At 46.3% G+C, this 20,043-nt stretch carries 21 protein-coding genes and 4 tRNA genes; 1 reads left to right on the top strand and 24 read right to left on the bottom strand.

Annotated elements, in window-relative coordinates:
• Positions 1-24: 24 nt before the first annotated feature.
• The 15 genes from rpoB to JTN23_RS15900 all read right to left on the bottom strand — a co-directional run bounded on the left by rpoB (position 25) and on the right by JTN23_RS15900 (position 11,964).
• Positions 25-3,885: a DNA-directed RNA polymerase subunit beta gene (gene rpoB, locus JTN23_RS15970; protein WP_262918544.1), complete on the bottom strand. Its 3,861-nt coding sequence runs from the start codon at positions 3,883-3,885 to the stop codon at positions 25-27.
• A 391-nt stretch (positions 3,886-4,276) separates the two neighbouring features.
• Positions 4,277-4,660 carry a 50S ribosomal protein L7/L12 gene (gene rplL / locus JTN23_RS15965; protein WP_247235927.1) on the bottom strand — a complete coding sequence of 128 codons (384 nt, stop codon included), beginning with the start codon at positions 4,658-4,660 and terminating at the stop codon, positions 4,277-4,279.
• Between the two features lie 98 nt (positions 4,661-4,758).
• Positions 4,759-5,295, bottom strand: a complete 537-nt coding sequence (gene rplJ / locus JTN23_RS15960; RefSeq protein WP_247235926.1) for a 50S ribosomal protein L10 — start codon at positions 5,293-5,295, stop codon at positions 4,759-4,761.
• Between the two features lie 2 nt (positions 5,296-5,297).
• The gene (rplA, locus tag JTN23_RS15955) at positions 5,298-5,996 is read right to left on the bottom strand and encodes a 50S ribosomal protein L1 (RefSeq protein ID WP_247235925.1); all 699 of its coding nucleotides are present in this window, start codon (positions 5,994-5,996) and stop codon (positions 5,298-5,300) included.
• A gap of 26 nt (positions 5,997-6,022) precedes the next feature.
• Positions 6,023-6,478, bottom strand: a complete 456-nt coding sequence (rplK, locus tag JTN23_RS15950; protein WP_247235923.1) for a 50S ribosomal protein L11 — start codon at positions 6,476-6,478, stop codon at positions 6,023-6,025.
• Between the two features lie 77 nt (positions 6,479-6,555).
• Positions 6,556-7,110, bottom strand: a complete 555-nt coding sequence (gene nusG / locus JTN23_RS15945; RefSeq protein WP_247235918.1) for a transcription termination/antitermination protein NusG — start codon at positions 7,108-7,110, stop codon at positions 6,556-6,558.
• Between the two features lie 36 nt (positions 7,111-7,146).
• Positions 7,147-7,338 (bottom strand): preprotein translocase subunit SecE, encoded by a 192-nt coding sequence (gene secE / locus JTN23_RS15940; protein ID WP_247235915.1) that lies wholly within the window; start codon positions 7,336-7,338, stop codon positions 7,147-7,149.
• Positions 7,339-7,356: 18 nt separating this feature from the next.
• Positions 7,357-7,427, bottom strand: a tRNA-Trp gene (locus tag JTN23_RS15935).
• A gap of 112 nt (positions 7,428-7,539) precedes the next feature.
• Positions 7,540-8,727: an elongation factor Tu gene (gene tuf / locus JTN23_RS15930; protein ID WP_247235914.1), complete on the bottom strand. Its 1,188-nt coding sequence runs from the start codon at positions 8,725-8,727 to the stop codon at positions 7,540-7,542.
• A gap of 219 nt (positions 8,728-8,946) precedes the next feature.
• Positions 8,947-9,021 (bottom strand) — tRNA-Thr (locus tag JTN23_RS15925).
• 88 nt (positions 9,022-9,109) lie between these two features.
• A tRNA-Gly gene (locus JTN23_RS15920) sits at positions 9,110-9,182 on the bottom strand.
• A gap of 7 nt (positions 9,183-9,189) precedes the next feature.
• A tRNA-Tyr gene (locus tag JTN23_RS15915) sits at positions 9,190-9,275 on the bottom strand.
• A gap of 169 nt (positions 9,276-9,444) precedes the next feature.
• Positions 9,445-10,557 carry an outer membrane beta-barrel protein gene (locus JTN23_RS15910; protein WP_247235913.1) on the bottom strand — a complete coding sequence of 371 codons (1,113 nt, stop codon included), beginning with the start codon at positions 10,555-10,557 and terminating at the stop codon, positions 9,445-9,447.
• 11 nt (positions 10,558-10,568) lie between these two features.
• Complete coding sequence (locus JTN23_RS15905) at positions 10,569-11,393, bottom strand: hypothetical protein (RefSeq protein ID WP_247235912.1); 825 nt, start codon at positions 11,391-11,393, stop codon at positions 10,569-10,571.
• The gene (locus tag JTN23_RS15900; protein WP_247235911.1) at positions 11,374-11,964 is read right to left on the bottom strand and encodes an RNA polymerase sigma factor; all 591 of its coding nucleotides are present in this window, start codon (positions 11,962-11,964) and stop codon (positions 11,374-11,376) included. The genes JTN23_RS15905 and JTN23_RS15900 overlap by 20 nt, the downstream gene beginning before the upstream one ends.
• Before the next feature lie 90 nt (positions 11,965-12,054).
• Here JTN23_RS15900 and murI point away from each other — a divergent pair, with 90 nt between their 5' ends.
• A complete protein-coding gene (murI, locus tag JTN23_RS15895; protein WP_247235910.1) occupies positions 12,055-12,864 on the top strand; it encodes a glutamate racemase in 810 nt (269 codons plus the stop codon).
• 73 nt (positions 12,865-12,937) lie between these two features.
• On the opposite strand, the gene JTN23_RS15890 is transcribed toward murI, so the two are convergent.
• From JTN23_RS15890 to JTN23_RS15850, 9 genes are read right to left on the bottom strand one after another with little or no spacing between them, the layout of a single operon-like run.
• A complete protein-coding gene (locus tag JTN23_RS15890; RefSeq protein WP_247235909.1) occupies positions 12,938-13,225 on the bottom strand; it encodes a hypothetical protein in 288 nt (95 codons plus the stop codon).
• Positions 13,222-13,761, bottom strand: coding sequence for a DUF420 domain-containing protein (locus tag JTN23_RS15885; protein WP_247235908.1), 540 nt, complete (start codon positions 13,759-13,761; stop codon positions 13,222-13,224). Before JTN23_RS15885 ends, JTN23_RS15890 begins: the two co-directional genes overlap by 4 nt.
• Positions 13,762-13,766: 5 nt before the next feature.
• Complete coding sequence (locus JTN23_RS15880; protein ID WP_247235906.1) at positions 13,767-14,429, bottom strand: SCO family protein; 663 nt, start codon at positions 14,427-14,429, stop codon at positions 13,767-13,769.
• 6 nt (positions 14,430-14,435) lie between these two features.
• Positions 14,436-14,762 carry a cytochrome C oxidase subunit IV family protein gene (locus JTN23_RS15875; RefSeq protein WP_247235900.1) on the bottom strand — a complete coding sequence of 109 codons (327 nt, stop codon included), beginning with the start codon at positions 14,760-14,762 and terminating at the stop codon, positions 14,436-14,438.
• Positions 14,763-14,800: 38 nt separating this feature from the next.
• Positions 14,801-15,571: a cytochrome c oxidase subunit 3 gene (locus tag JTN23_RS15870; protein WP_247235899.1), complete on the bottom strand. Its 771-nt coding sequence runs from the start codon at positions 15,569-15,571 to the stop codon at positions 14,801-14,803.
• 16 nt (positions 15,572-15,587) lie between these two features.
• On the bottom strand, positions 15,588-16,175 hold the full coding sequence (locus tag JTN23_RS15865) for a cytochrome c oxidase subunit 3 (protein ID WP_247235893.1): 588 nt from the start codon (positions 16,173-16,175) through the stop codon (positions 15,588-15,590).
• A gap of 25 nt (positions 16,176-16,200) precedes the next feature.
• Complete coding sequence (cyoE, locus tag JTN23_RS15860) at positions 16,201-17,094, bottom strand: heme o synthase (RefSeq protein ID WP_247235883.1); 894 nt, start codon at positions 17,092-17,094, stop codon at positions 16,201-16,203.
• Positions 17,095-17,145: 51 nt separating this feature from the next.
• The gene (locus JTN23_RS15855; protein ID WP_247235867.1) at positions 17,146-18,165 is read right to left on the bottom strand and encodes a COX15/CtaA family protein; all 1,020 of its coding nucleotides are present in this window, start codon (positions 18,163-18,165) and stop codon (positions 17,146-17,148) included.
• Positions 18,140-20,023, bottom strand: a complete 1,884-nt coding sequence (locus JTN23_RS15850) for a cytochrome c oxidase subunit I (protein ID WP_247235865.1) — start codon at positions 20,021-20,023, stop codon at positions 18,140-18,142. The genes JTN23_RS15855 and JTN23_RS15850 overlap by 26 nt, the downstream gene beginning before the upstream one ends.
• Positions 20,024-20,043: the final 20 nt, after the last annotated feature.

Raw genomic sequence — 20,043 nt, 5'->3', positions numbered from 1 at the left:
GGCCCTTCCAGCTTTTACTATGTATTAGTCCAGCGTAATTTCGAGTGCCAAACCACGTAGTTCGTGCACCAATACGTTGAATGATTCCGGGATATTTGGTTTTGGCAGGTTCTCACCTTTTACGATAGCCTCGTAAGCTTTAGCGCGACCTACCACGTCGTCTGACTTCACAGTCAGGATCTCCTGCAGGATGTGAGATGCACCGAAAGCTTCGAGTGCCCACACTTCCATCTCTCCAAAACGCTGACCACCAAACTGAGCTTTACCCCCAAGTGGCTGCTGCGTAATGAGCGAGTAGGGTCCGATTGAACGGGCGTGCATCTTATCATCAACCAGGTGACCCAGTTTCATCATATAGATAAGCCCTACGGTTACAGGCTGGTCAAAGCGCTCACCTGACAGACCATTGTACAGGTACGTACGTCCCCAGTCAGGTAGGCCGGCTTCTTTCAGCTCAGCTGCTACTTCATCCTCGGTAGCTCCGTCGAAGATAGGCGTAGCATAGCGACGTCCCAACTTCAGACCGGCCCACGCCAGAATGGTTTCGTAGATCTGACCGATGTTCATACGTGAAGGTACCCCCAGTGGGTTCAGCACGATGTCAACCGGTGTACCATCTTCGAGGAATGGCATATCTTCGTCACGAACGATACGGGCTACTACCCCTTTGTTACCGTGGCGACCTGCCATCTTATCCCCTACTTTCAGCTTACGCTTCTTAGCGATGTATACCTTGGCCAGTTTCACGATACCTGCTGGTAGCTCATCCCCTACTTCGAGAGCAAAACGGTCACGCTTGAAGCGTCCCATCAGCTCACTACGACGGTTGAGGTAGTTACGTACGGCACGTGACACCAGGCGATTCAGATGTGAATCCTCAGTCCAGGCGTCAGTCAGTACATCACCGATCAGGTTTACTTCTTCGGCTACGGAGTACTGGCTTTCGTCACGGTATGGGTTGGCCGATGGGAACAGGTTCTCCGAGATATTTCTGCGGTTGAACTTCACTCCTTTGCTTACCAGCTCATCACCAAATTTATGCTTCACTCCCTGGCTTGTCTTACCATCCAGAAGCTCTACCAGCTTATCGATCATATGATCGCGAAGCATAGTAAGGTCGCGGCTGTAACGCTTCATGAGCATTTTCAGCTCATCTTTGTGCTTAGCACGCTCTTCTTTGGTAGGACGAGAGAAAAGTTTTGTATCAATAACCACCCCTTTCATGGATGGTGGCGCTTTCTTGGAAGCATCCTTCACATCACCGGCTTTATCACCGAAGATGGCACGAAGAAGTTTTTCTTCCGGAGTTGGATCTGACTCACCCTTAGGTGTGATCTTACCAATCAGGATATCTCCTTCTTTCACTTCAGTACCGATGCGAACGATACCATTCTCATCAAGGTTTCTAACAGTTTCCTCACTTACGTTCGGTATTTCAGCGGTTAGTTCTTCTTCTCCACGCTTGGTGTCACGAACTTCAAGCTCGAACTCTTCAATGTGGATGGAGGTAAAGATATCCTCACGTACCACCTTCTCCGAGATTACGATGGCATCCTCAAAGTTGTATCCCTGCCAAGGCATGAACGCAACCATCATATTGCGACCCAGAGCAAGCTCACCACCTTCAGTACCGTATCCCTGACACAGGGCCTCCCCCTTCTTCACTTTCTGGCCTTTCAGAACCATAGGCTGAAGGTTAAGGCAGGTATCCTGGTTGGTACGACGGAACTTCACGAGGTCGTACGTGATGCAGTCGTCGTCGAAGCTAACCAGACGATCTTCGTCAGTACGGTCATAACGTACTACGATCCGGTCAGCATCTACGTAATCAATCACACCATCACCTTCGGCTACTACCAGGGCACGTGAGTCCATAGCTACACGCTGCTCAAGACCAGTACCTACGATTGGTGCCTGTGGACGCAACAGAGGCACAGCCTGACGCTGCATGTTTGATCCCATCAGGGCACGGTTAGCATCATCGTGCTCCAGGAACGGAATCAGCGAAGCCGCTACCGATACGATCTGGTTGGCAGCGATGTCCATATAAGACGCCTGCGCCGGATCTACCATTGGGAAGTCACCCTCAAAACGGGTTTTGATTTTATCTACCGTAAAGTTTCCGCTGTTGTCAACCGAAGCGTTAGCCTGGGCAATGTACTTGGAATCTTCTTCTTCGGCAGTCATATATATGATCTCATCGGTCAGCTTACCGTTGCCATCAATAACACGATAAGGAGTTTCGATGAAGCCCATACCGTTTACTTTAGCATAGGTACATAGCGAAGAGATCAGACCGATGTTCGGACCTTCGGGAGTTTCGATAGTACACAGACGACCATAGTGCGTGTAGTGTACGTCACGAACCTCAAAACCGGCACGCTCACGTGAAAGACCACCAGGTCCGAGGGCTGACATACGACGCTTGTGCGTCACCTCAGCCAGCGGGTTGGTCTGGTCCATAAACTGTGACAGCTGGTTGGTTCCGAAGAACGAGTTGATCACCGACGACAGAGTACGTGCGTTGATCAGGTCAACTGGTTTAAAGTCTTCATTATCCCGTACATTCATACGCTCTTTGATTGTACGAGCCATACGAGCCAGACCTACTCCAAACTGAGCATATAGCTGCTCACCTACCGTACGAACACGGCGGTTGGAGAGGTGATCTATATCATCCACTACGGCCTTGGCATTAATAAGACCAATCAGGTATTTTACGATCGAGACGATGTCCTCGGTAGTCAGTACACGTACGTCAAGGCTGGTATCTGATCCCAGCTTCTTGTTGATACGGTAACGGCCTACATCACCCAGGTCATAACGCTTATCACTGAAGAACAAGCTCTGAATTACTTCACGAGCGGTTTGCTCATCAGGAGCCTCGGCATTACGGAGCTGACGATAGATCTGCTCTACCGCTTCCTTCTCTGAGTTTGAGCTATCTTTCTGTAGGGTATTGTAGATGATGTTATAGTCAGCTACGTTCATGTCTTCCTTGTGCAGGATTACCGACTTCTGACCTGAATCTACAATTACTTCTATATCATCAGCAGTGATAAGTGAGTCACGCTCCAGCAGTACTTCATTACGCTGGATAGACACTACTTCACCGGTATCTTCATCTACGAAGTCTTCCGTCCATGTACGCAGTACCCGCGCAGCCAGACGACGACCTACCGCCTTCTTAAGGTTAGCGGGGGTAGCACCGATCTCTTCGGACAGACCGAACAGATCCAATATATCTTTATCAGAACCGAATCCGATAGCACGTAGCAGGGTAGTAACCGGGAACTTCTTCTTACGGTCGATGTACGCATACATCACGTTGTTAACGTCCGTTGAGAATTCGATCCAGGAGCCTTTGAATGGAATAATACGAGCTGAATAAAGCTTAGATCCGTTGGTGTGCTTGCTCATCGAGAAGAACACGCCAGGTGAGCGGTGTAGCTGTGATACAATAACACGCTCAGCACCATTGATCACGAATGAACCTTTGTCAGTCATGTAAGGAATATTTCCTAAGAACACTTCCTGCTCAATGGTTTCGAAATCTTCGTGATCCGGATCATTACAGATCAGACGTAACTTTGCTTTCAGAGGCACGGCATAAGTCAATCCACGATCAATTGATTCGTCAACTGAGTACTTTGGTGGCTCCAACAGGTAATCTACAAATTCTAGTACGAAGTTTTCACGAGAGTCCGCGATAGGGAAGTTCTCCGCAAAAACTTTGTACAGTCCTTCCTCCGACCGGTCTTCGGCCGACGTATCAAGACTAAAGAAATCTCTGAATGATTGTACTTGGACGGCCAAAAGGTCAGGATAATCGATGACCGGATTTATCCGTGCGAAATTTTTTCTGGGAGTTGTTTTGGTAGCCAAGGCTATATTTGTTTTGGTTTGTAAGAACAAAAAACGGAGTGTCGATGCAAGACTAAAATGAGCACAACACACTAATCAGTTTAAACCGCAAACGTATGCCTCGTAGGATATGTCGGAAAGCGGGTCCCTCTTCTTCTTTCCTACGAGTAAGGAAGTGTTTCGGACAAGCTCTCCCAAAAGGAAGAAATAGGATATATAATGAACTCAGGAGAGATAAATCTACTTTAAGCGTCAAATCCTGATGCTCACTCTTTTAGGGTTACATTTTTACAGATTCACTAAGTATAACGTGTAACTGTCACTCTTAGTTCACATCTGCATACAAAACAGGAAAAGACCTGACGATAGTCAGGCCTATTCCTGGAATATTCCGGCTATGCAGAAAAGAAGATTACTTCACTTCTACAACGGCGCCAGCCTCTTCGAGTTGCTTCTTCAAAGCTTCTGCCTCATCTTTAGCAACACCTTCTTTAACAGGCTTAGGAGCACCGTCTACCAGTTCCTTAGCTTCTTTCAGACCAAGGCCAGTCAAGTCTTTTACCAGTTTAACAACTGCCAGCTTGCTTGCACCTGCTTCTTTCAGGATTACATCAAAAGACGTTTGCTCAGCAGCAGCAGGAGCGTCGCCACCACCTGCAGCACCACCTGCAACCATTACTGCACCAGCAGCTGCCGGCTCAATACCATATTCGTCTTTCAGAATTGCTGCCAGTTCGTTCACTTCTTTAACCGTCAGGTTAACAAGCTGCTCTGCGAAAGCTTTCAAATCTGCCATTTTTTATTCTTGATTAAGTGATTACACAATAAGTTGAAAATGATTTGTGGCCCTTAATTATCCCACAGGCTGAGCCAGTTCCTGCGGTTGTTCTAATACTATTGTTCCTCTTTCTCAGACAAAGTCTTAAGGATACCGGCCAGTTTGTTACCACCACCCAATAGAGCAGAAAGTACATTCTTGGCAGGTGACTGCAGCAAGCCGATAACGTCTCCAACAAGCTCCTGCTTCGATTTTAGCGTAGATAGGGTTTCCAGTTGATCTTCACCTACGAAGAGTGAATAATCTACCGAAGCACCTTTGAACTTCAGCTTATCGTTACCAGCTTTCTTGCGGAATTCTTTGATCAGTTGTGCAGGGACTTTGCCTGACTCCGGATGAAACATTACTCCTGACTGTCCCTTCAGTACTTTCTCTTCAAAAGGAGCGTAATCAGTATCTAATGTTTCTAGTGCTTTTTTAATCAGCGTATTCTTGATCACACGATACTCGATACCACGATCAAAGCACAAACGGCGAAGTTGATTTACTTCAGCTACGGACATGCCTTCTGCACCGGTGATATAGAAGTATGGCGTGCTGGAGAACTTCTGACTCAGCTCGTCAATTATTTCTGCTTTTTCTTCCCGTGTCATGGTTATAATCCTGCTATCGTGTTTTTATCAATCGTAACACCCGGACTCATCGTGCTTGACAAGTGAATGCTCTTCACATACGTACCTTTGGCTGATGAAGGCTTAAGCCGAACCAGCGTATTAATAACTTCCTGGGCGTTCTGTACAAGTTTGTCAGGGCCGAAAGAGACCTTTCCAACGCTGGTATGAATGATACCGGTTTTGTCAACCTTGAAATCAATCTTACCTGCTTTCACTTCCTGTACTGCTTTTGCCACGTCAGTAGTTACAGTTCCGGACTTAGGGTTAGGCATCAATCCGCGAGGACCGAGGATTTTACCCAGACGACCTACCTTCGCCATAACACTTGGCATAGTGATGATCACATCAACATCCGTCCAGCCTTGTTCGATCTTTTGGATAAATTCATCCAGACCTACGTAATCAGCTCCGGCTTCTTTCGCTTCCGCCTCTTTGTCAGGCGTACATAACACCAGCACACGAACTTCTTTACCCGTACCGTGAGGTAGAGTTACTACACCACGTACCATTTGATCAGCCTTACGGGGATCAACGCCCAGACGAACGTCAATATCTACTGAAGAGTCAAATTTAGTACTTGATATCGTGCCAAGAATTTCGGCAGCCTGATGCAGGGAATACGACTGCGTTGCGTCATATTTCGAAAGAGCCTCTTTTCTCTTTTTCGTCAATTTTCCCATGTTCTTGTTTGCTTAGGCGTAATGATTTACGCTTCTTTGTTTTCTTCCCACGGGGCTTTGCCTGATACGGTAATACCCATACTACGTGCTGTACCTGCGATCATTTTCATCGCTGAATCTACTGTGAAGCAGTTCAGGTCAGGCATCTTGGTTTCAGCAATCTGACGAACCTGATCCCATGAAACAGTACCTACTTTCGTACGGTTAGGCTGAGCCGATCCGGACTTGATTTTGGTTGCTTCCATGAGCAGAATCGCAGCAGGAGGAGTCTTAATGACGAAGTCAAAAGACTTATCCTTGTAGTATGTAATTACTACCGGCAAGACCATACCCATTTTATCCTGTGTACGGCCATTAAACTGCTTGCAAAACTCCATGATATTCAAACCCTTTGATCCTAAGGCAGGACCGATTGGGGGTGAAGGATTGGCCTGGCCACCCTTCACTTGGAGTTTGACGTATCCAGCTATTTCTTTTGCCATTGTTTTTGAATTTGTCGGTTTGTTGCTTGTTCGGACGGCTCACTTGCAGGGGGAAGCAATCCTGCCCGTACGTACACTCAACTTTCCTTTTCTACTTGTGCGTAACTAAGTTCGACGGGCGTACTACGCCCAAATATTTTTACAACTACGTTGAGTTTTTTCTTCTCGTCAAATACCTCTTCAACGGTACCGATAAAGCCACTGAAAGGACCATCCACTACTTTCACGCTTTCTCCTTTGAGGAAAGACATGCTTGGAGCTTCTTCTTCCTGAGCTACCTCATCCACTCTACCCAGAATACGGTTGATTTCTGATTGGCGAAGAGGTACAGGTACCTTTGAAGCCCCTTCTGAATTTCCCAGGAAACCAATCACACCTGGTATGCTGGTCAGGATGTGAAGTACCTCACCCTTAGAGAGATCTGCGGAGATAATGATATATCCAGGGAAAAAGTTCTTTTCCCGTACGCGCTTTTTACCATTGCGCATTTCATATACCTTTTCTGCGGGGATCAGGATCTGGGGGACGTATTCGTTGAGGCTCTGTCGGGTGATCTCGTTCTCGATGTAAGACTTGATCTTTTTTTCTTGACCCGATACAGCTCTCAGTACATACCAATTAACACCACTCATACCGTTTGGGGGGTTTCAGGCAAAGCTAATGATGCCTTAGAAGGACTGATAAAATAGATTGAGTGCGTTCTCGAAAACAAAATCCATTACACCTACAACCAGGGCAAAGATGAGTGAACCCACCAGCACCAGCGTCGTGTTAGACTGCAACTCATTGTAAGGAGGCCAAGTCACGTGCTGGGTTATTTCTTCCCAGGAGGACTTTAAAAATGCGGTGAATTTTTCCATTTCCTAATAAACACTTAGCACGGGTGGAGAGATTCGAACTCCCATCAACGGTTTTGGAGACCGCTATTCTACCCTTGAACTACACCCGTTTGTTTTACCCTCAACTGATTAACTGTCGTTTCGGGCTGCAAAGATACGAACTATTTATAAAAAACAAGTGCATTCCATAAAGAAATGCACCTGTTTTTTAAACAATTATTATTAGTCGAGGATTTCAGTCACCTGACCTGCACCTACGGTACGGCCACCTTCACGGATAGCGAAGCGGAGACCTTTCTCCATTGCAATCTTATTGATCAGTTTTACTTCGATAGTGATGTTATCACCTGGCATAACCATTTCTACGCCAGCTGGCAGAGAGATCTCACCTGTAACATCAGTGGTACGGAAGTAGAACTGAGGACGGTACTTGTTAAAGAATGGAGTGTGACGACCACCTTCTTCTTTTGACAGTACGTATACTTCAGCCTTGAAGTGAGCGTGAGGCTTCACTGAACCAGGCTTACAAATAACCATACCACGACGGATATCTTCTTTGTCGATACCGCGGAGCAGAAGACCTACGTTATCACCAGCTTCACCACGATCAAGGATCTTACGGAACATCTCAACCCCAGTTACAGTAGACTTAAGGTTTTCAGCACCCATACCCAGGATCTCAACAGGATCACCAGAGTTGATTACACCACGCTCAATACGGCCAGTAGCAACAGTACCACGACCAGTGATTGAGAATACGTCTTCAACAGGCATCAGGAATGGAAGATCTGTCTGACGAGGAGGAATTGGGATATAGTTATCAACTGCATCCATCAGAGCCTCAACAGTCTTAACCCACTTATCTTCGCCGTTAAGAGCACCAAGAGCTGAACCTTGGATTACAGGGATGTTGTCTCCATCGTACTCGTAGAAGCTCAGAAGATCACGGATTTCCATCTCAACAAGCTCAAGAAGCTCGGGATCATCCACCATGTCAACTTTGTTCATGAACACTACCAGCTGAGGTACACCTACCTGACGAGCCAGAAGGATGTGCTCACGAGTTTGTGGCATAGGACCATCAGTAGCAGCAACTACGATGATAGCACCATCCATCTGAGCAGCACCAGTAACCATGTTCTTCACGTAGTCAGCGTGACCTGGACAGTCAACGTGAGCGTAGTGACGATTTTCGGTTTGATATTCTACGTGTGATGTATTGATAGTAATACCACGCTCTTTCTCTTCAGGTGCATTATCGATTGATGAGAAGTCGCGTTTTTGTGCGAAACCCTTGTTAGCCAGTACAGTCGTGATTGCAGCTGTCAGGGTAGTTTTACCGTGGTCAACGTGCCCGATTGTACCAATATTCACGTGCGGTTTCGAGCGGTCAAACGTCTCTTTTGCCATGTTTATGTACGCTTAAAATTAGAAATTATTACGAATTTGTTAACGTTTGCTGATTCACCCATTGGCATTGACAAACCTCTAGCAGGAATGCTCAATGCCAAATCTACGTATCGAAAATAATCAACTTCTCTCGTGGAGCCTTTGAGGGAATTGACCCGCGGCGGCGGACCAGCCCTGATCTCTTCCTTACTTATGTAAGTGCTCTTCAACTATTCAATCTGGAGCCTTTGAGGGGATTTGAACCCCTGACCTCTTCCTTACCAAGGAAGTGCTCTACCCCTGAGCTACAAAGGCATGTACTCAACCGGAACTAAAAAGCGACCAGCGAAAGGGTCCAAAAATGAATTTTTCACTGATCGCTTGAACGTATTGAGACTTAATGAGCGGGCGACGAGGTTCGAACTCGCGACCTATAGCTTGGAAGGCTATCGCTCTACCAGCTGAGCTACACCCGCGTACTTTTGGTGGGGGCGGATGGATTCGAACCACCGAAGGCATAAGCCAGCAGATTTACAGTCTGCCCCATTTGGCCACTCTGGTACACCCCCCTGTCAGTATTTCAAATCAGTTGTGAATGCCGTTGTCATTCACTTTGGAGGCACAAAATTATGTGCTTTTATATTATTGTCAAATACTTTTTAGAAAATATTCTCAAAAAAAATCACTGGCTGCGGCGGCATCATCCACAACAGCCAGTGATACAGGCAATAAGGTACTTTATAGTCGTATACCAAAACTTACCATTCTGACCGCTGGACCTCGGCTGTCTTCGAAGAGGGTATTGAAATCGTAGTTCACGAATAGATCAGGGAAATTACGAATACCCAGTTCGAAGGCCGCTCCGTAGCGGAAGTCATTGAAGTAAAAGTTGCTGCGGACATGGTCTTTATCGCCATTGCCTGCCAATTTTGTCTTGGTGTAGCCTCCCAGGCGGTACCCGCCGTACACGCCGGCACTTATGTACGATACTGCTGCCTTGGGAAAGCTGATCGTAGGCATTAGCGACAGGTTGATGTAAGGTACGGTCAACTTACTCTTTGCTAACTCGAGGGGCGTATTATCCCGGCTCATCAGAGGTACAAAGGCTACTCCAGTGGCTATTTTCTCGACGGTGTTGCTGCCATCAAACATCAGATTATACCAGGAGGCATTCAAGCCGAAATCCATATGCAGACCTACGGAGTTGCCACGTGCAATGGTAGCGCTTCTTACTATTCCCAAGCTGACAAACCGGGAACCGAAAGGGCGGAGATCATAATCAGAAACGTTGTACCCCATAGGCTGATTATCACCGTAGGCGTTCAGGCCAATGTTGATATTAAACCCTTTGCGTGGACTAGAGTACCTGTTTACTTTCCGGATACGCGTTACCTGTTCATCGTCATCATCCTTATCGGTAGAGTCTTTATCCACACTTCCGATTCTTACACGCTCGCCGCCATCTTTTATATCTACCCCACGACTGGTTATGTTTACTTCGGTATCCCCATCTTTGATGCGGATGCCCCGCAGGCCAATCCGTACGTAGTTCTTATCCTTGTCGGCCTCCGACTTGTCTTTCAGATAATCACGTCCATCCAGTTCATCGTAGTAGATCTTGGTATCGCCCTGTATTGTATCCAGACGTGCTCCCAAATCCCTGAGCAAGGCATTAAGATCATACTTCAGCAGTTTCTCCAGCTCCTGACGATCTTCACCGTAGATAATCAGGCGGGTCTTATCACCAAACGTAATGATGATGGAATCTTTACTGGCAGGATGAGCTTCGGCCGCCATAGCAGACAGTACTAATAATGCACCTATAAAAAATGTTTTCAGAGTTCTTATCATGGCTAATAGTTTTATAGTTCTAGTTTTTCTTTCAGGGTGTTATATTGTTTTGATACTTTTTCTTCTTCGTTTCGGATACGCTCGTCAGCTCTCGCCATTATTTTCTTGGGGTTAATACCCACTTCGTTCCAGTTAACAGCCTCTCCTTCTTTGGCATTTTTGAGTTGCCGTAGTATCCGGATCAGACGAGATGATTTATGATCCTCATCAAGATCATCTTCTACTTCAACGCGAGCTATTACCACCCGCTTTTCTGTACTCTCACGTAAGGCTTTATCAACACTGCCTACCGGTTGAGTAGCGGGCAGATTCAAATCGGGAGAACTGATAGTTGGAGTACTCGCGGGTACTTCTTCCTTAGCAAGCGCTGCTACTTCTACGTCCAGAGCTCGTTCTGCCGGTTCTGCTTCTGTTGTCTGGCCTGGCTTTATTGGCACCACTTTTCTTGTATCTGCCCCTCTGGCGATAGCTTCTGCGGATTTGTACTCTAACACCGGCTTCTTATCCTCTACCGGCACAGATGTGCTACCTGCTATTGCCTCTGAATCTGCCGCTGGTGTACCAGGTATGGTTGAAGTTTCCGGAGTAGTCTTTTTTACTTTGGCGATAGACCCTTCTGCAAGTCCGGTCGGGTTATTAGCAGGTCCATCCCACACTATGTAGCCTGCTGTAAGTAGTATTGCTACACTAGCCGCCGCATACCAGTACCACCCTGCCCCACGGCGTTGCTTTTTCTGCTGGCCTGCCTGAATCCGTTGCCATACTTCGGCCGATGGCTTAGGCTCCCATGCATCTAGCTTTCGGGCGAACAAATCATCAACTGGATGCTTTTTCATAGGTCCCTTTTTTTTTATATCCATTTTCCCAATCCATTACAAGCTGCTGCAGCAGAGCTCTGGCCCGGTGCAACTGCGATTTTGATGTGCTTTCGGAGATGCCAAGCAAATCCGCAATTTCAGCATGTGAGTACCCTTCGATAGCATACAGGTTAAATACGGTCCGGTAGCCGGTTGGCAGCCCCTCAATAATATTCATCAGCTCCTGCGCTTCCAGATTCTGATCTATCGGACTAGCATCAGGTACCGTCTGAGCCTCATCCAGGTCCACATCATCCAGCAGACGTTTGCGCTGGCGCAGGTACCCAAGTGCTTCGTTGACCATGACCCGCCGTATCCATCCCTCCAGGCTACCTTCACTCTTAAATTGATCTATCTTGTCAAATACCCGCATAAACCCTTCTACCAACACATCCTCAGCCGACATCCGGTCGCCTACGTAGCGCATGCATACACCCAGCATTCGGGAGGAGTACTTTTCGTACACCTGCCGCTGCGCCTTTGGGTCAGCTTTCTGCAGCGCCTTTACAAGTTGTGCTTCCTGGTTGAAGAATGGTAAAATTTTGCCCATACCTTTGGGGTGGTTTCATTGACTAGATGCATATTCGCATCCAACAAGTTGCACGGGTACCTAACTTTTTTCGTTTTTATTTAAAAATTTATGCTTGAATCCTCTGCCCCCATTGGGATATTTGATAGCGGTATCGGTGGCATGACTGTGGCCAGTGCGGTTACCCGGCTGTTACCCCGCGAAAATACCATCTATTTTGGTGACACCGCTCACCTACCCTACGGCGACAAATCTACCGCCGCTATACAGGCGTATTCTATCAAGATCTGCAATATGCTGCTTCAGCAGCAGTGCAAGCTTATACTGATCGCCTGTAACTCGGCATCGGCGGCCGCTTATGAACTGGTGCGTGAGTACGTCGGCAGCAAGGCAAAAGTTATGAATGTCATTGACCCCGTGGTCGATTATATCAAAGACCGGTACGATGGTAAAACTGTGGGCCTGATAGGTACTAAACAAACGGTACTATCAAATGTCTATAAAAAGAAAGTAGATGTACTAAATAAGAATATCACGCTGAAGTCACTGGCTACCCCGCTACTGGCTCCCATGATCGAAGAAGGCTTCTTTGATAATTCTATCAGTGAAAGTATCATTACCACGTACTTGTCTGACCCGGCGCTGGAAGGAATAGAGTCACTGATCCTGGGCTGTACGCACTACCCACTTATCAAGAAAGAAATCGGGCAGTACTACGGAGATACAGTAGAGATACTTGACACCTCCGAAATTGTAGCGCAGTCGCTGAGGGCCTGGATGGAGCAGCACTACCTGCTCAACGATAAAGGTACCGGCGAGCGCCGGTTCTATGTATCTGACTATACACAGTCCTTTGAGGCATCTACCCGGCTATTCTTTGGCAAACAGATTCAGCTGTCCCACTATCCGCTGTGGGAATAAACAAAAAGCCCCAGGCATAAGGCCCGGGGCTTTTTGTTACGTATCGTTGGCTGGCTATGTACAGCCATGCTGATTAGTGCTTGGGATAAGCCTGCTGTATCCGCGACGCGACCAGCTGACGTTCTGCTCTTAGCTTCTTGCTATTGCGGTACCACAGGTACCCAATGATAGCTACCGCCAGATAAGGTATAAAGAACAGGTACATAATACCCGTATTCAAACCAACTCCTACGTTATTGCGGCCATTTCCCATGGTACTCTCTACCGAACCACGGCACATCGCGCATTGCGCCCATACATCGGCCGTAGTAAGTAGTACCACAACCAGCATAGCTACACATCGCATTAGTATCTTATTCATTGGTAGTAAGGACTAATAAGTAAATAAACAATTACACCAGTTACACTTACATATAACCAGATCGGGAGCGCCCACTTTACAGCTTTACGATGCTCGCTAATCTGATTACTAAACGCAAAATAAACGGCCCTCAGTACAAACCATACTACTACTATCGACAAGACAATGTGCGATATGAGCAGGAAGTAATACACAGGTCGGATTATACCTTCTCCACCAAAAGGGGTAGATTCGTTTGAAAGATGATAAAGTACGTACGTTACCAGAAACAGTGATCCCAGTACAAAAGCGGCAGTCATTGATTTGCGATGAGCATTCACATTACCATTCCTCACGAAGTACCAACCTGCCACCAGTAATAGTGACGTAAGACTATTGATAACACCATTTACGTGTGGAAGTACCTTTGTCCACTCTCCCAGATCTACCTTCTGACGCACTCCCAGTAGCACCGACACCACTACGGGTATCAGTATCGCTACAATATTGATCAATCTATTGTACTTGGGGCTTTTCTCAAGAACCAACGTTTCCATGAGGGTTACTTTTTCAATGAATTACTATACTCCAAAACCTTTATCTCGGCCATCAGCCGATCCACATCTTCTATATCCTGAGCATCGTAGTAGCCGCGGATATGACCTACTCCATCTATAAGAATTAACCTATTACTCAACGAAATAGTTTGCGTGCTGGCCGGTATGTTCTGACTTAGTCTGATTACCTCACCGGCGGCTCTGTTCACCTCTTCCTGACTCCCGGTAACTACTACCCAGGATGCCGAGTTCATCCCATACTGATTAGAGAGAGAATCCAGGCCTGTGGTACCTCCTTCCGTAATAGTCAGAAACTGCAGCTGGGGGATTGACTGAGTCAGATCATGTACCCTCGAAAGCTGAGTCAGTGCCTTTTGGCAGGTATCGCTACAAACAGTAGGAAGTACGTGAGCTACTGTAAACTTATCCCGCAGATTAGCCTCTGTAAACATGGCACTATCTCTACTACTAAGAAGCTTCAGTCCCTGGACAGCATAGTAAACAGTATCACCGTTACTTAACGTAACTTCACCTGTGGTAGGATTCTTAGCCGGATGAAAGGTGGGGAGATCGTAATGATTAATCCCGAAGAGCTTAAGGAAAATAAAGATGAAAGCCGGTACTGCTAATAGTAGTATTAGCAGCCCGGCCTTACGAAACTTTTGCATATTTATTTAGCGCACATCGAAGATGGAACCACCTTCCAGTATAAGAGCTACTAGTAACCAACACACAAAAATGCAGGGGACTAGGATAGACCAGATCAGTGACTTCGTCTCGTGCTTTAAGTGCATAAATTCAGCCACAATATAGAAGGCCTTAACAATAGTCAATCCGATGAAGATCGCAACTTTAAGTAAACCAGCACCCAGTGTGAAGGCGATCAAGAACTCAACCGCTGTGATAGCAGACAGGATAAAGAAGGTTTTCCAGATTGCTTTACGCTGTTCTGAACCATCCCCATGCTCATGTCCGTGATCATGTACGTGTGTATCTGCCATGTCTTTATACAGTTTATAAGATTAGTCTGTCTTGAATATTATACCAGGTAGAAGAAGGTGAATACGAATACCCATACCAGATCCACAAAGTGCCAGTACAGACCTACTTTCTCTACCATTTCGTAGTGACCACGGCGCTCATACATGCCAGTAGCAGTACGGTAGAAAATCAGGAAGTTAAGTACAACACCACTAAATACATGAGTACCGTGGAAGCCAGTGATGAAGAAGAAGAAATCAGCAAAAGCCGGAGGTCCGTATTGATTCTCCACCAGGTTGGCACCGTAGATCGTTCTTTCTACCCAGCTACCATTGACTAGTTCGCGGATAACAGTACCTGATTCAGTTCCATGAATAAAGTGTGCCCACTCCCATGCCTGACAGCCCAGGAAGGTAACACCACCAAGGAGCGTCCATAGCATGTACTTTTCGACAGCAGCACGATCCATGCGATGGCCAGCTTCTACGGCCAATACCATCGTCACACTACTAAAGATCAGGATGAAGGTCATGATACCTACGAATACCAGCGGCAGCTCAACCCCATGCAGGAAAGGAACTGCTTCGTATACTTTTTCAGGGATGGGCCAGTACAGATTGGAGAAGGTAAAGTCTTCAACCGCTCCCTCGTAAGCAGGGTAGCTGAATCGAACCATTCCGTAAGATACCAGCAAAGCTGAAAAAGTGAAAGTATCTGAGATGAGGAAGAACCACATCATCAATTTTCCGTAGCTTGCTTTCATGGGCTCGATACCACCCATCCACAATCTGGGTTTTACCGTGCTCGTTGTCGTTGCAGTAGACGCCATTGGTTAACTTAATTAATCAATTAAAAGTCAATAAAAAGAAAAACAAATATACCCACAGAATATCCAAAAAGTGCCAGTACGTTGTACAGATCTGTATCCGTCGTAGGTTTTTGGAATGTACACGAAGCTGGAAAGCGGCTAACAAAGCTAAAACCAGCACGATCAACCCCGTGATAAGGTGAAAACCATGCAAGCCGGTGAAGACATAAAAGAAGGATCCTGAGGGATTACCTACAAAAAACACCTTCATATCTACCAGCGCCTTCCAACCCAGGAACTGCATCCATAGGAATACCAAACCAAGCACAAAAGTAATAGAAATTGCAATTCTTAAACTTTTAAAATTATCTTTTTTTGCCGCAAGGTACGCCCAGTGCATTGAAATACTACTGGCAACGAGTACAGCCGTACTATACCAGAATATTTGAGGCATATCATATTCCAGCCAGTTACCTTCAGCTCTACGCACCAGGTAGGCACTAGTCTGGGAAGCAAACATCATTATGATACTTAGTATGAACAGCCAAAGTATAAACTTCTTGGGGTCCATCGAGAGGGTTTCCTCAGGCTCCCGCTGTGCACGTAGTTGATGAATATTTTCCATTGTATGATCAGGATAGATTAAGGTATCACATTTTGTCCAACAGGAAGGCGATCTGGACGATGGGTAGATAAATAAAAGACCCAAACATCAGTTGCATTGCCGTCTTATCAGAACACTTACGCATTAAATGAAACGTTTGCGCCAGGAAGAACACTCCACAAACAGTTGCTACAAGAGCTGAATTGATATCAGTCATTCCAAGCTCGAAGGGCAACCATCCCACCGGTAGCAGGAACAGGGTATAAATCATAATCTGGATCGTCGTACGATGATCCTTTCCCCCCTGCGAAGGCAACAGCTTAAAACCTGCTTTTTTATAATCGTCATCTAATACCCAGGCAATAGCCCAAAAGTGAGGGAACTGCCAGAAAAACTGAATCGCAAACAGAATGCCCGGCTCAAGCCCAAACTGATTGGTAGCAGCAATCCACCCGATCATTGGAGGGAAAGCACCCGGAATAGCTCCAACAAACACAGCTATGGGGCCTACCCGCTTAAGAGGTGTATACACAAACCCGTACAGGATCAGAGAAAGCAATGCCAGAAGTGCGGTAGTAAGGTTAAAGTACACCAGGAAGATGTACATAGCTGTTACACCTAAGAACACAGCCCAGAGGATAGACTCCTCAACCGACAACCGACCACTAGGCAGCGGACGATTAGCCGTCCGTTTCATTAGCTTATCCAGATCTTTCTCAATGATCTGATTGATAGTATTAGATGCTCCTGTAATTCCGATCGCAGCTAACGAAAACAATATCAGCTTGGGCCAGTCAATGGCTTCTGCTCCTAAAGAATATCCAAATACGCCGGAAAATGCCACCAATGAAGCCAGTCTGAACTTTACTAATTCAAATAGTGCTTTTACTTTTCCACTAATTTTCTCCCCTGTTGATAAGCTACTTTCAGATGATATCATTGCGGTCTATGAACTGAATTTCTGATAAGAAGGTCTATATATTTAATCTTTTTATACCACTTTAAGTTCACTGTGGGCACTGGTTCTGAACACGATTTCTGCGTTCAAAAACAGGTAAAGTACAAATTGTGCCCCCAGCATGGCAACAGCAAAAGTAAGGTGTAGAGGCTGCGAAAGAGCAGGTACAGCTAAGTAGGCCATAACGACTCCTGTTAGTATCTCCACAGCAATAATTGCCATGATACTCTTCGCTAACATTCGTATAGGTCCGTGACCAGCCGAGTACTTATAGATCCAGTAGTACAACCAGGCATTGGTCCCTACTATGATTATAGAAAAGGAGCGGTGTATGTAGAAGGTAGCTCCTAGTGCATCTATCCATTGGTTACGTGCCGAATAGCCCAGATCATCAATGACCAGATCCATAGCTTCTCGAACCTGTGTACCGATCAGTACCTGGGCTAGTGACAGCACCAGCACCACAATAAGTAATCTATTGATCTTTGGTTTGTTCTGTACTGCTTCTACCTGAATAGTGCCTACATAGGATCGTGCCAGTACATACAGCAGAATAAACACTATAACAATGGCCAGTAGCATATGAAGGGTAATCATGACCGGTAACAGCTCCGAAGAAACTACCTTCGCACCTAACCAGCCCTGGAAGCCTACCAGAAGAAAGGTTAGAAGGCTCAGGTAGAAAATAGCTTTATCCGAACGAAGGAAAGGAATAGAAGCTAATAGAGTAGCAAAAATCATCAACCCAGTAAATGCACCAAACAGGCGATTTACATATTCGGTCCAAGTCTTTACGGCATTGAACTCCACTTCTCCTTTCAGTTTCGCACCGTAAATCTCCTTATAATTTAAAGGTAGCTGGGACTCCTCCGTTGGAGGAACCCAGCTACCAAAGCATTTAGGCCAATCAGGACATCCCATCCCTGCTCCGGTACTTCTAACTATACCACCTACCATGATCAGCAGGTAAACAATAGCAACCGTTACCAGGGCCAGGCGCCGGAAGAGGCGATTATTATTTCTACGCTCAGTGAGCGTTTTTGAATTGGTCATTGAAATTCTGTGCCTCAATATCCTTCTCGATAGCTATCTCCTCATTTTCGTGAGGCAGGTTAGATTCAGGAGTCTGAGAGTGAGGTACTGTTTGAGGAATAAAATCTTCTTTTGCACCAGGCTTACTGTAATCGTATGGCCAACGATATACAGCAGGAATTTCGCCAGGCCAGTTACCATGTCCAGGTACTACCGGAGTAGTCCACTCCAGCGTATTTGACTGCCATGGGTTCTTGGAAGCAAGCTTACCTTTAAACATGCTGTAAAAGAAGTTCCATACAAATATCCACTGAGCCAAGAAGGTAAAGATAGCCGCAATCGTTACGAAAGCGTTCAAATCAGTAAAGCTCTTGGTAAACTCATAGCTGGTGAACGTATAATAACGACGTGGGAAACCAGCGATACCGGTATAGTGCAGCGGGAAGAACACCAGATACACTCCTACAAAAGTAGCCCAGAAGTGAATCTGTCCCAGTGTGGTATTCATCATACGGCCAAACATCTTAGGGAACCAGTGGTATACACCAGCGAAAAGTCCGAAGGCCGATGCCGCACCCATTACAATATGGAAGTGCGCTACCACGAAGTAGGTATCGTGCAGCTGGATGTCAAGGGCACTATTACCAAGAATAATACCAGTCAAACCACCCGTTACGAACAGTGATACCAGACCGATTGAGAACAGCATAGCTGGTGTAAACCGGATATTACCTCTCCACAGTGTAGTAGTATAGTTAAACGCCTTAACCGCCGAAGGTACTGCAATGATCAGCGTCAGGAACATGAATACTGATCCCAGGAATGGGTTCATACCTGATACGAACATGTGGTGCGCCCACACGATGAATGCCAGGAACGCAATACCTATGATTGAAGCAATCATCGCACGGTAACCAAAGATAGGTTTACGTGAGTTGGTTGCAATGATCTCAGATGTAATACCCAGGGCAGGTAGAAGTACGATATATACCTCCGGGTGCCCAAGGAACCAGAACAAGTGCTGATACAGGATAGGGCTACCACCTACGTTTGGCAGTGCCTCACCATTGATATAGATCTCTGACAGGTAGAAACTGGTACCAAACTGACGATCAAAGATCAGAAGCAGAGCGGCTGAGAACAGTACAGGGAATGAAATCAAACCCAGAATGGCCGTGATAAAGAATGCCCAGATCGTCAGAGGAAGACGGTTGAAGGACATACCACGTGTACGCAGGTTAATCACTGTTGTGATATAGTTGATACCACCCAGTAGCTGCGACACGATAAACAGCGCCATACTCACCAGCCATAGCGACATACCTAAGCCCGAGCCTGGCATAGCCTGAGGAAGTGCACTCAAAGGAGGGTATACTACCCAACCACCCGAGGCAGGACCTGTCTGAATGAACAGAGAGATGAACATGATCACACCGGCCAGGAAGAAGAACCAGTAGGAAAGCATATTCAGGAACCCTGATGCCATATCGCGGGCACCAATCTGCAGGGGAATGAGGAAGTTACTGAAAGTACCACTCAATCCGGCAGTAAGTACGAAGAACACCATGATGGTACCGTGCATCGTAACCAGAGCCAGGTAGAAGTTGGGATCCAGTTTACCCGACTCATCAATCCACTGCCCAAGTATAGGTCTCAGCCATGATATATCAATACCTGGAAAACCCAACTGCAAACGAAATATTACTGACATAGCCAATCCGATGATTGACCAGAAAATACCTGTTATCAGGTATTGTTTTGCGATCACTTTATGATCTTCTGAGAAAACGTACTTACGCCAGAAGCTCAACTCCTCATGGTGCGCGTGATCATCGTCGTGCACCTTTGTAATGTCAATTCCTGTCTCTAATGATGACATATCTTCTGCTACTTTTTTAA

This window comes from Telluribacter roseus (genome assembly GCF_017355915.2).
Classification (GTDB): domain Bacteria; phylum Bacteroidota; class Bacteroidia; order Cytophagales; family Spirosomataceae; genus Telluribacter.
This window is presented reverse-complemented; position numbering and strand designations above follow the sequence as displayed.

Coding starts and splice junctions, on each gene's coding strand:
- JTN23_RS15905 (WP_247235912.1), bottom strand. CDS start 11,393: ATGAAAAAGCATCCAGTTGATGATTTGTTCGCCCGAAAGCTAGATGCA.
- JTN23_RS15885 (WP_247235908.1), bottom strand. CDS start 13,761: ATGGAAACGTTGGTTCTTGAGAAAAGCCCCAAGTACAATAGATTGATC.
- JTN23_RS15890 (WP_247235909.1), bottom strand. CDS start 13,225: ATGAATAAGATACTAATGCGATGTGTAGCTATGCTGGTTGTGGTACTA.
- cyoE (WP_247235883.1), bottom strand. CDS start 17,094: ATGATATCATCTGAAAGTAGCTTATCAACAGGGGAGAAAATTAGTGGA.
- murI (WP_247235910.1), top strand. CDS start 12,055: ATGCTTGAATCCTCTGCCCCCATTGGGATATTTGATAGCGGTATCGGT.
- rplL (WP_247235927.1), bottom strand. CDS start 4,660: ATGGCAGATTTGAAAGCTTTCGCAGAGCAGCTTGTTAACCTGACGGTT.
- rplJ (WP_247235926.1), bottom strand. CDS start 5,295: ATGACACGGGAAGAAAAAGCAGAAATAATTGACGAGCTGAGTCAGAAG.
- nusG (WP_247235918.1), bottom strand. CDS start 7,110: ATGAGTGGTGTTAATTGGTATGTACTGAGAGCTGTATCGGGTCAAGAA.
- secE (WP_247235915.1), bottom strand. CDS start 7,338: ATGGAAAAATTCACCGCATTTTTAAAGTCCTCCTGGGAAGAAATAACC.
- JTN23_RS15855 (WP_247235867.1), bottom strand. CDS start 18,165: ATGACCAATTCAAAAACGCTCACTGAGCGTAGAAATAATAATCGCCTC.
- JTN23_RS15875 (WP_247235900.1), bottom strand. CDS start 14,762: ATGGCAGATACACACGTACATGATCACGGACATGAGCATGGGGATGGT.
- JTN23_RS15880 (WP_247235906.1), bottom strand. CDS start 14,429: ATGCAAAAGTTTCGTAAGGCCGGGCTGCTAATACTACTATTAGCAGTA.
- JTN23_RS15900 (WP_247235911.1), bottom strand. CDS start 11,964: ATGGGCAAAATTTTACCATTCTTCAACCAGGAAGCACAACTTGTAAAG.
- JTN23_RS15850 (WP_247235865.1), bottom strand. CDS start 20,023: ATGTCATCATTAGAGACAGGAATTGACATTACAAAGGTGCACGACGAT.
- JTN23_RS15865 (WP_247235893.1), bottom strand. CDS start 16,175: ATGGAAAATATTCATCAACTACGTGCACAGCGGGAGCCTGAGGAAACC.
- rplK (WP_247235923.1), bottom strand. CDS start 6,478: ATGGCAAAAGAAATAGCTGGATACGTCAAACTCCAAGTGAAGGGTGGC.
- JTN23_RS15910 (WP_247235913.1), bottom strand. CDS start 10,557: ATGATAAGAACTCTGAAAACATTTTTTATAGGTGCATTATTAGTACTG.
- tuf (WP_247235914.1), bottom strand. CDS start 8,727: ATGGCAAAAGAGACGTTTGACCGCTCGAAACCGCACGTGAATATTGGT.
- rplA (WP_247235925.1), bottom strand. CDS start 5,996: ATGGGAAAATTGACGAAAAAGAGAAAAGAGGCTCTTTCGAAATATGAC.
- JTN23_RS15870 (WP_247235899.1), bottom strand. CDS start 15,571: ATGGCGTCTACTGCAACGACAACGAGCACGGTAAAACCCAGATTGTGG.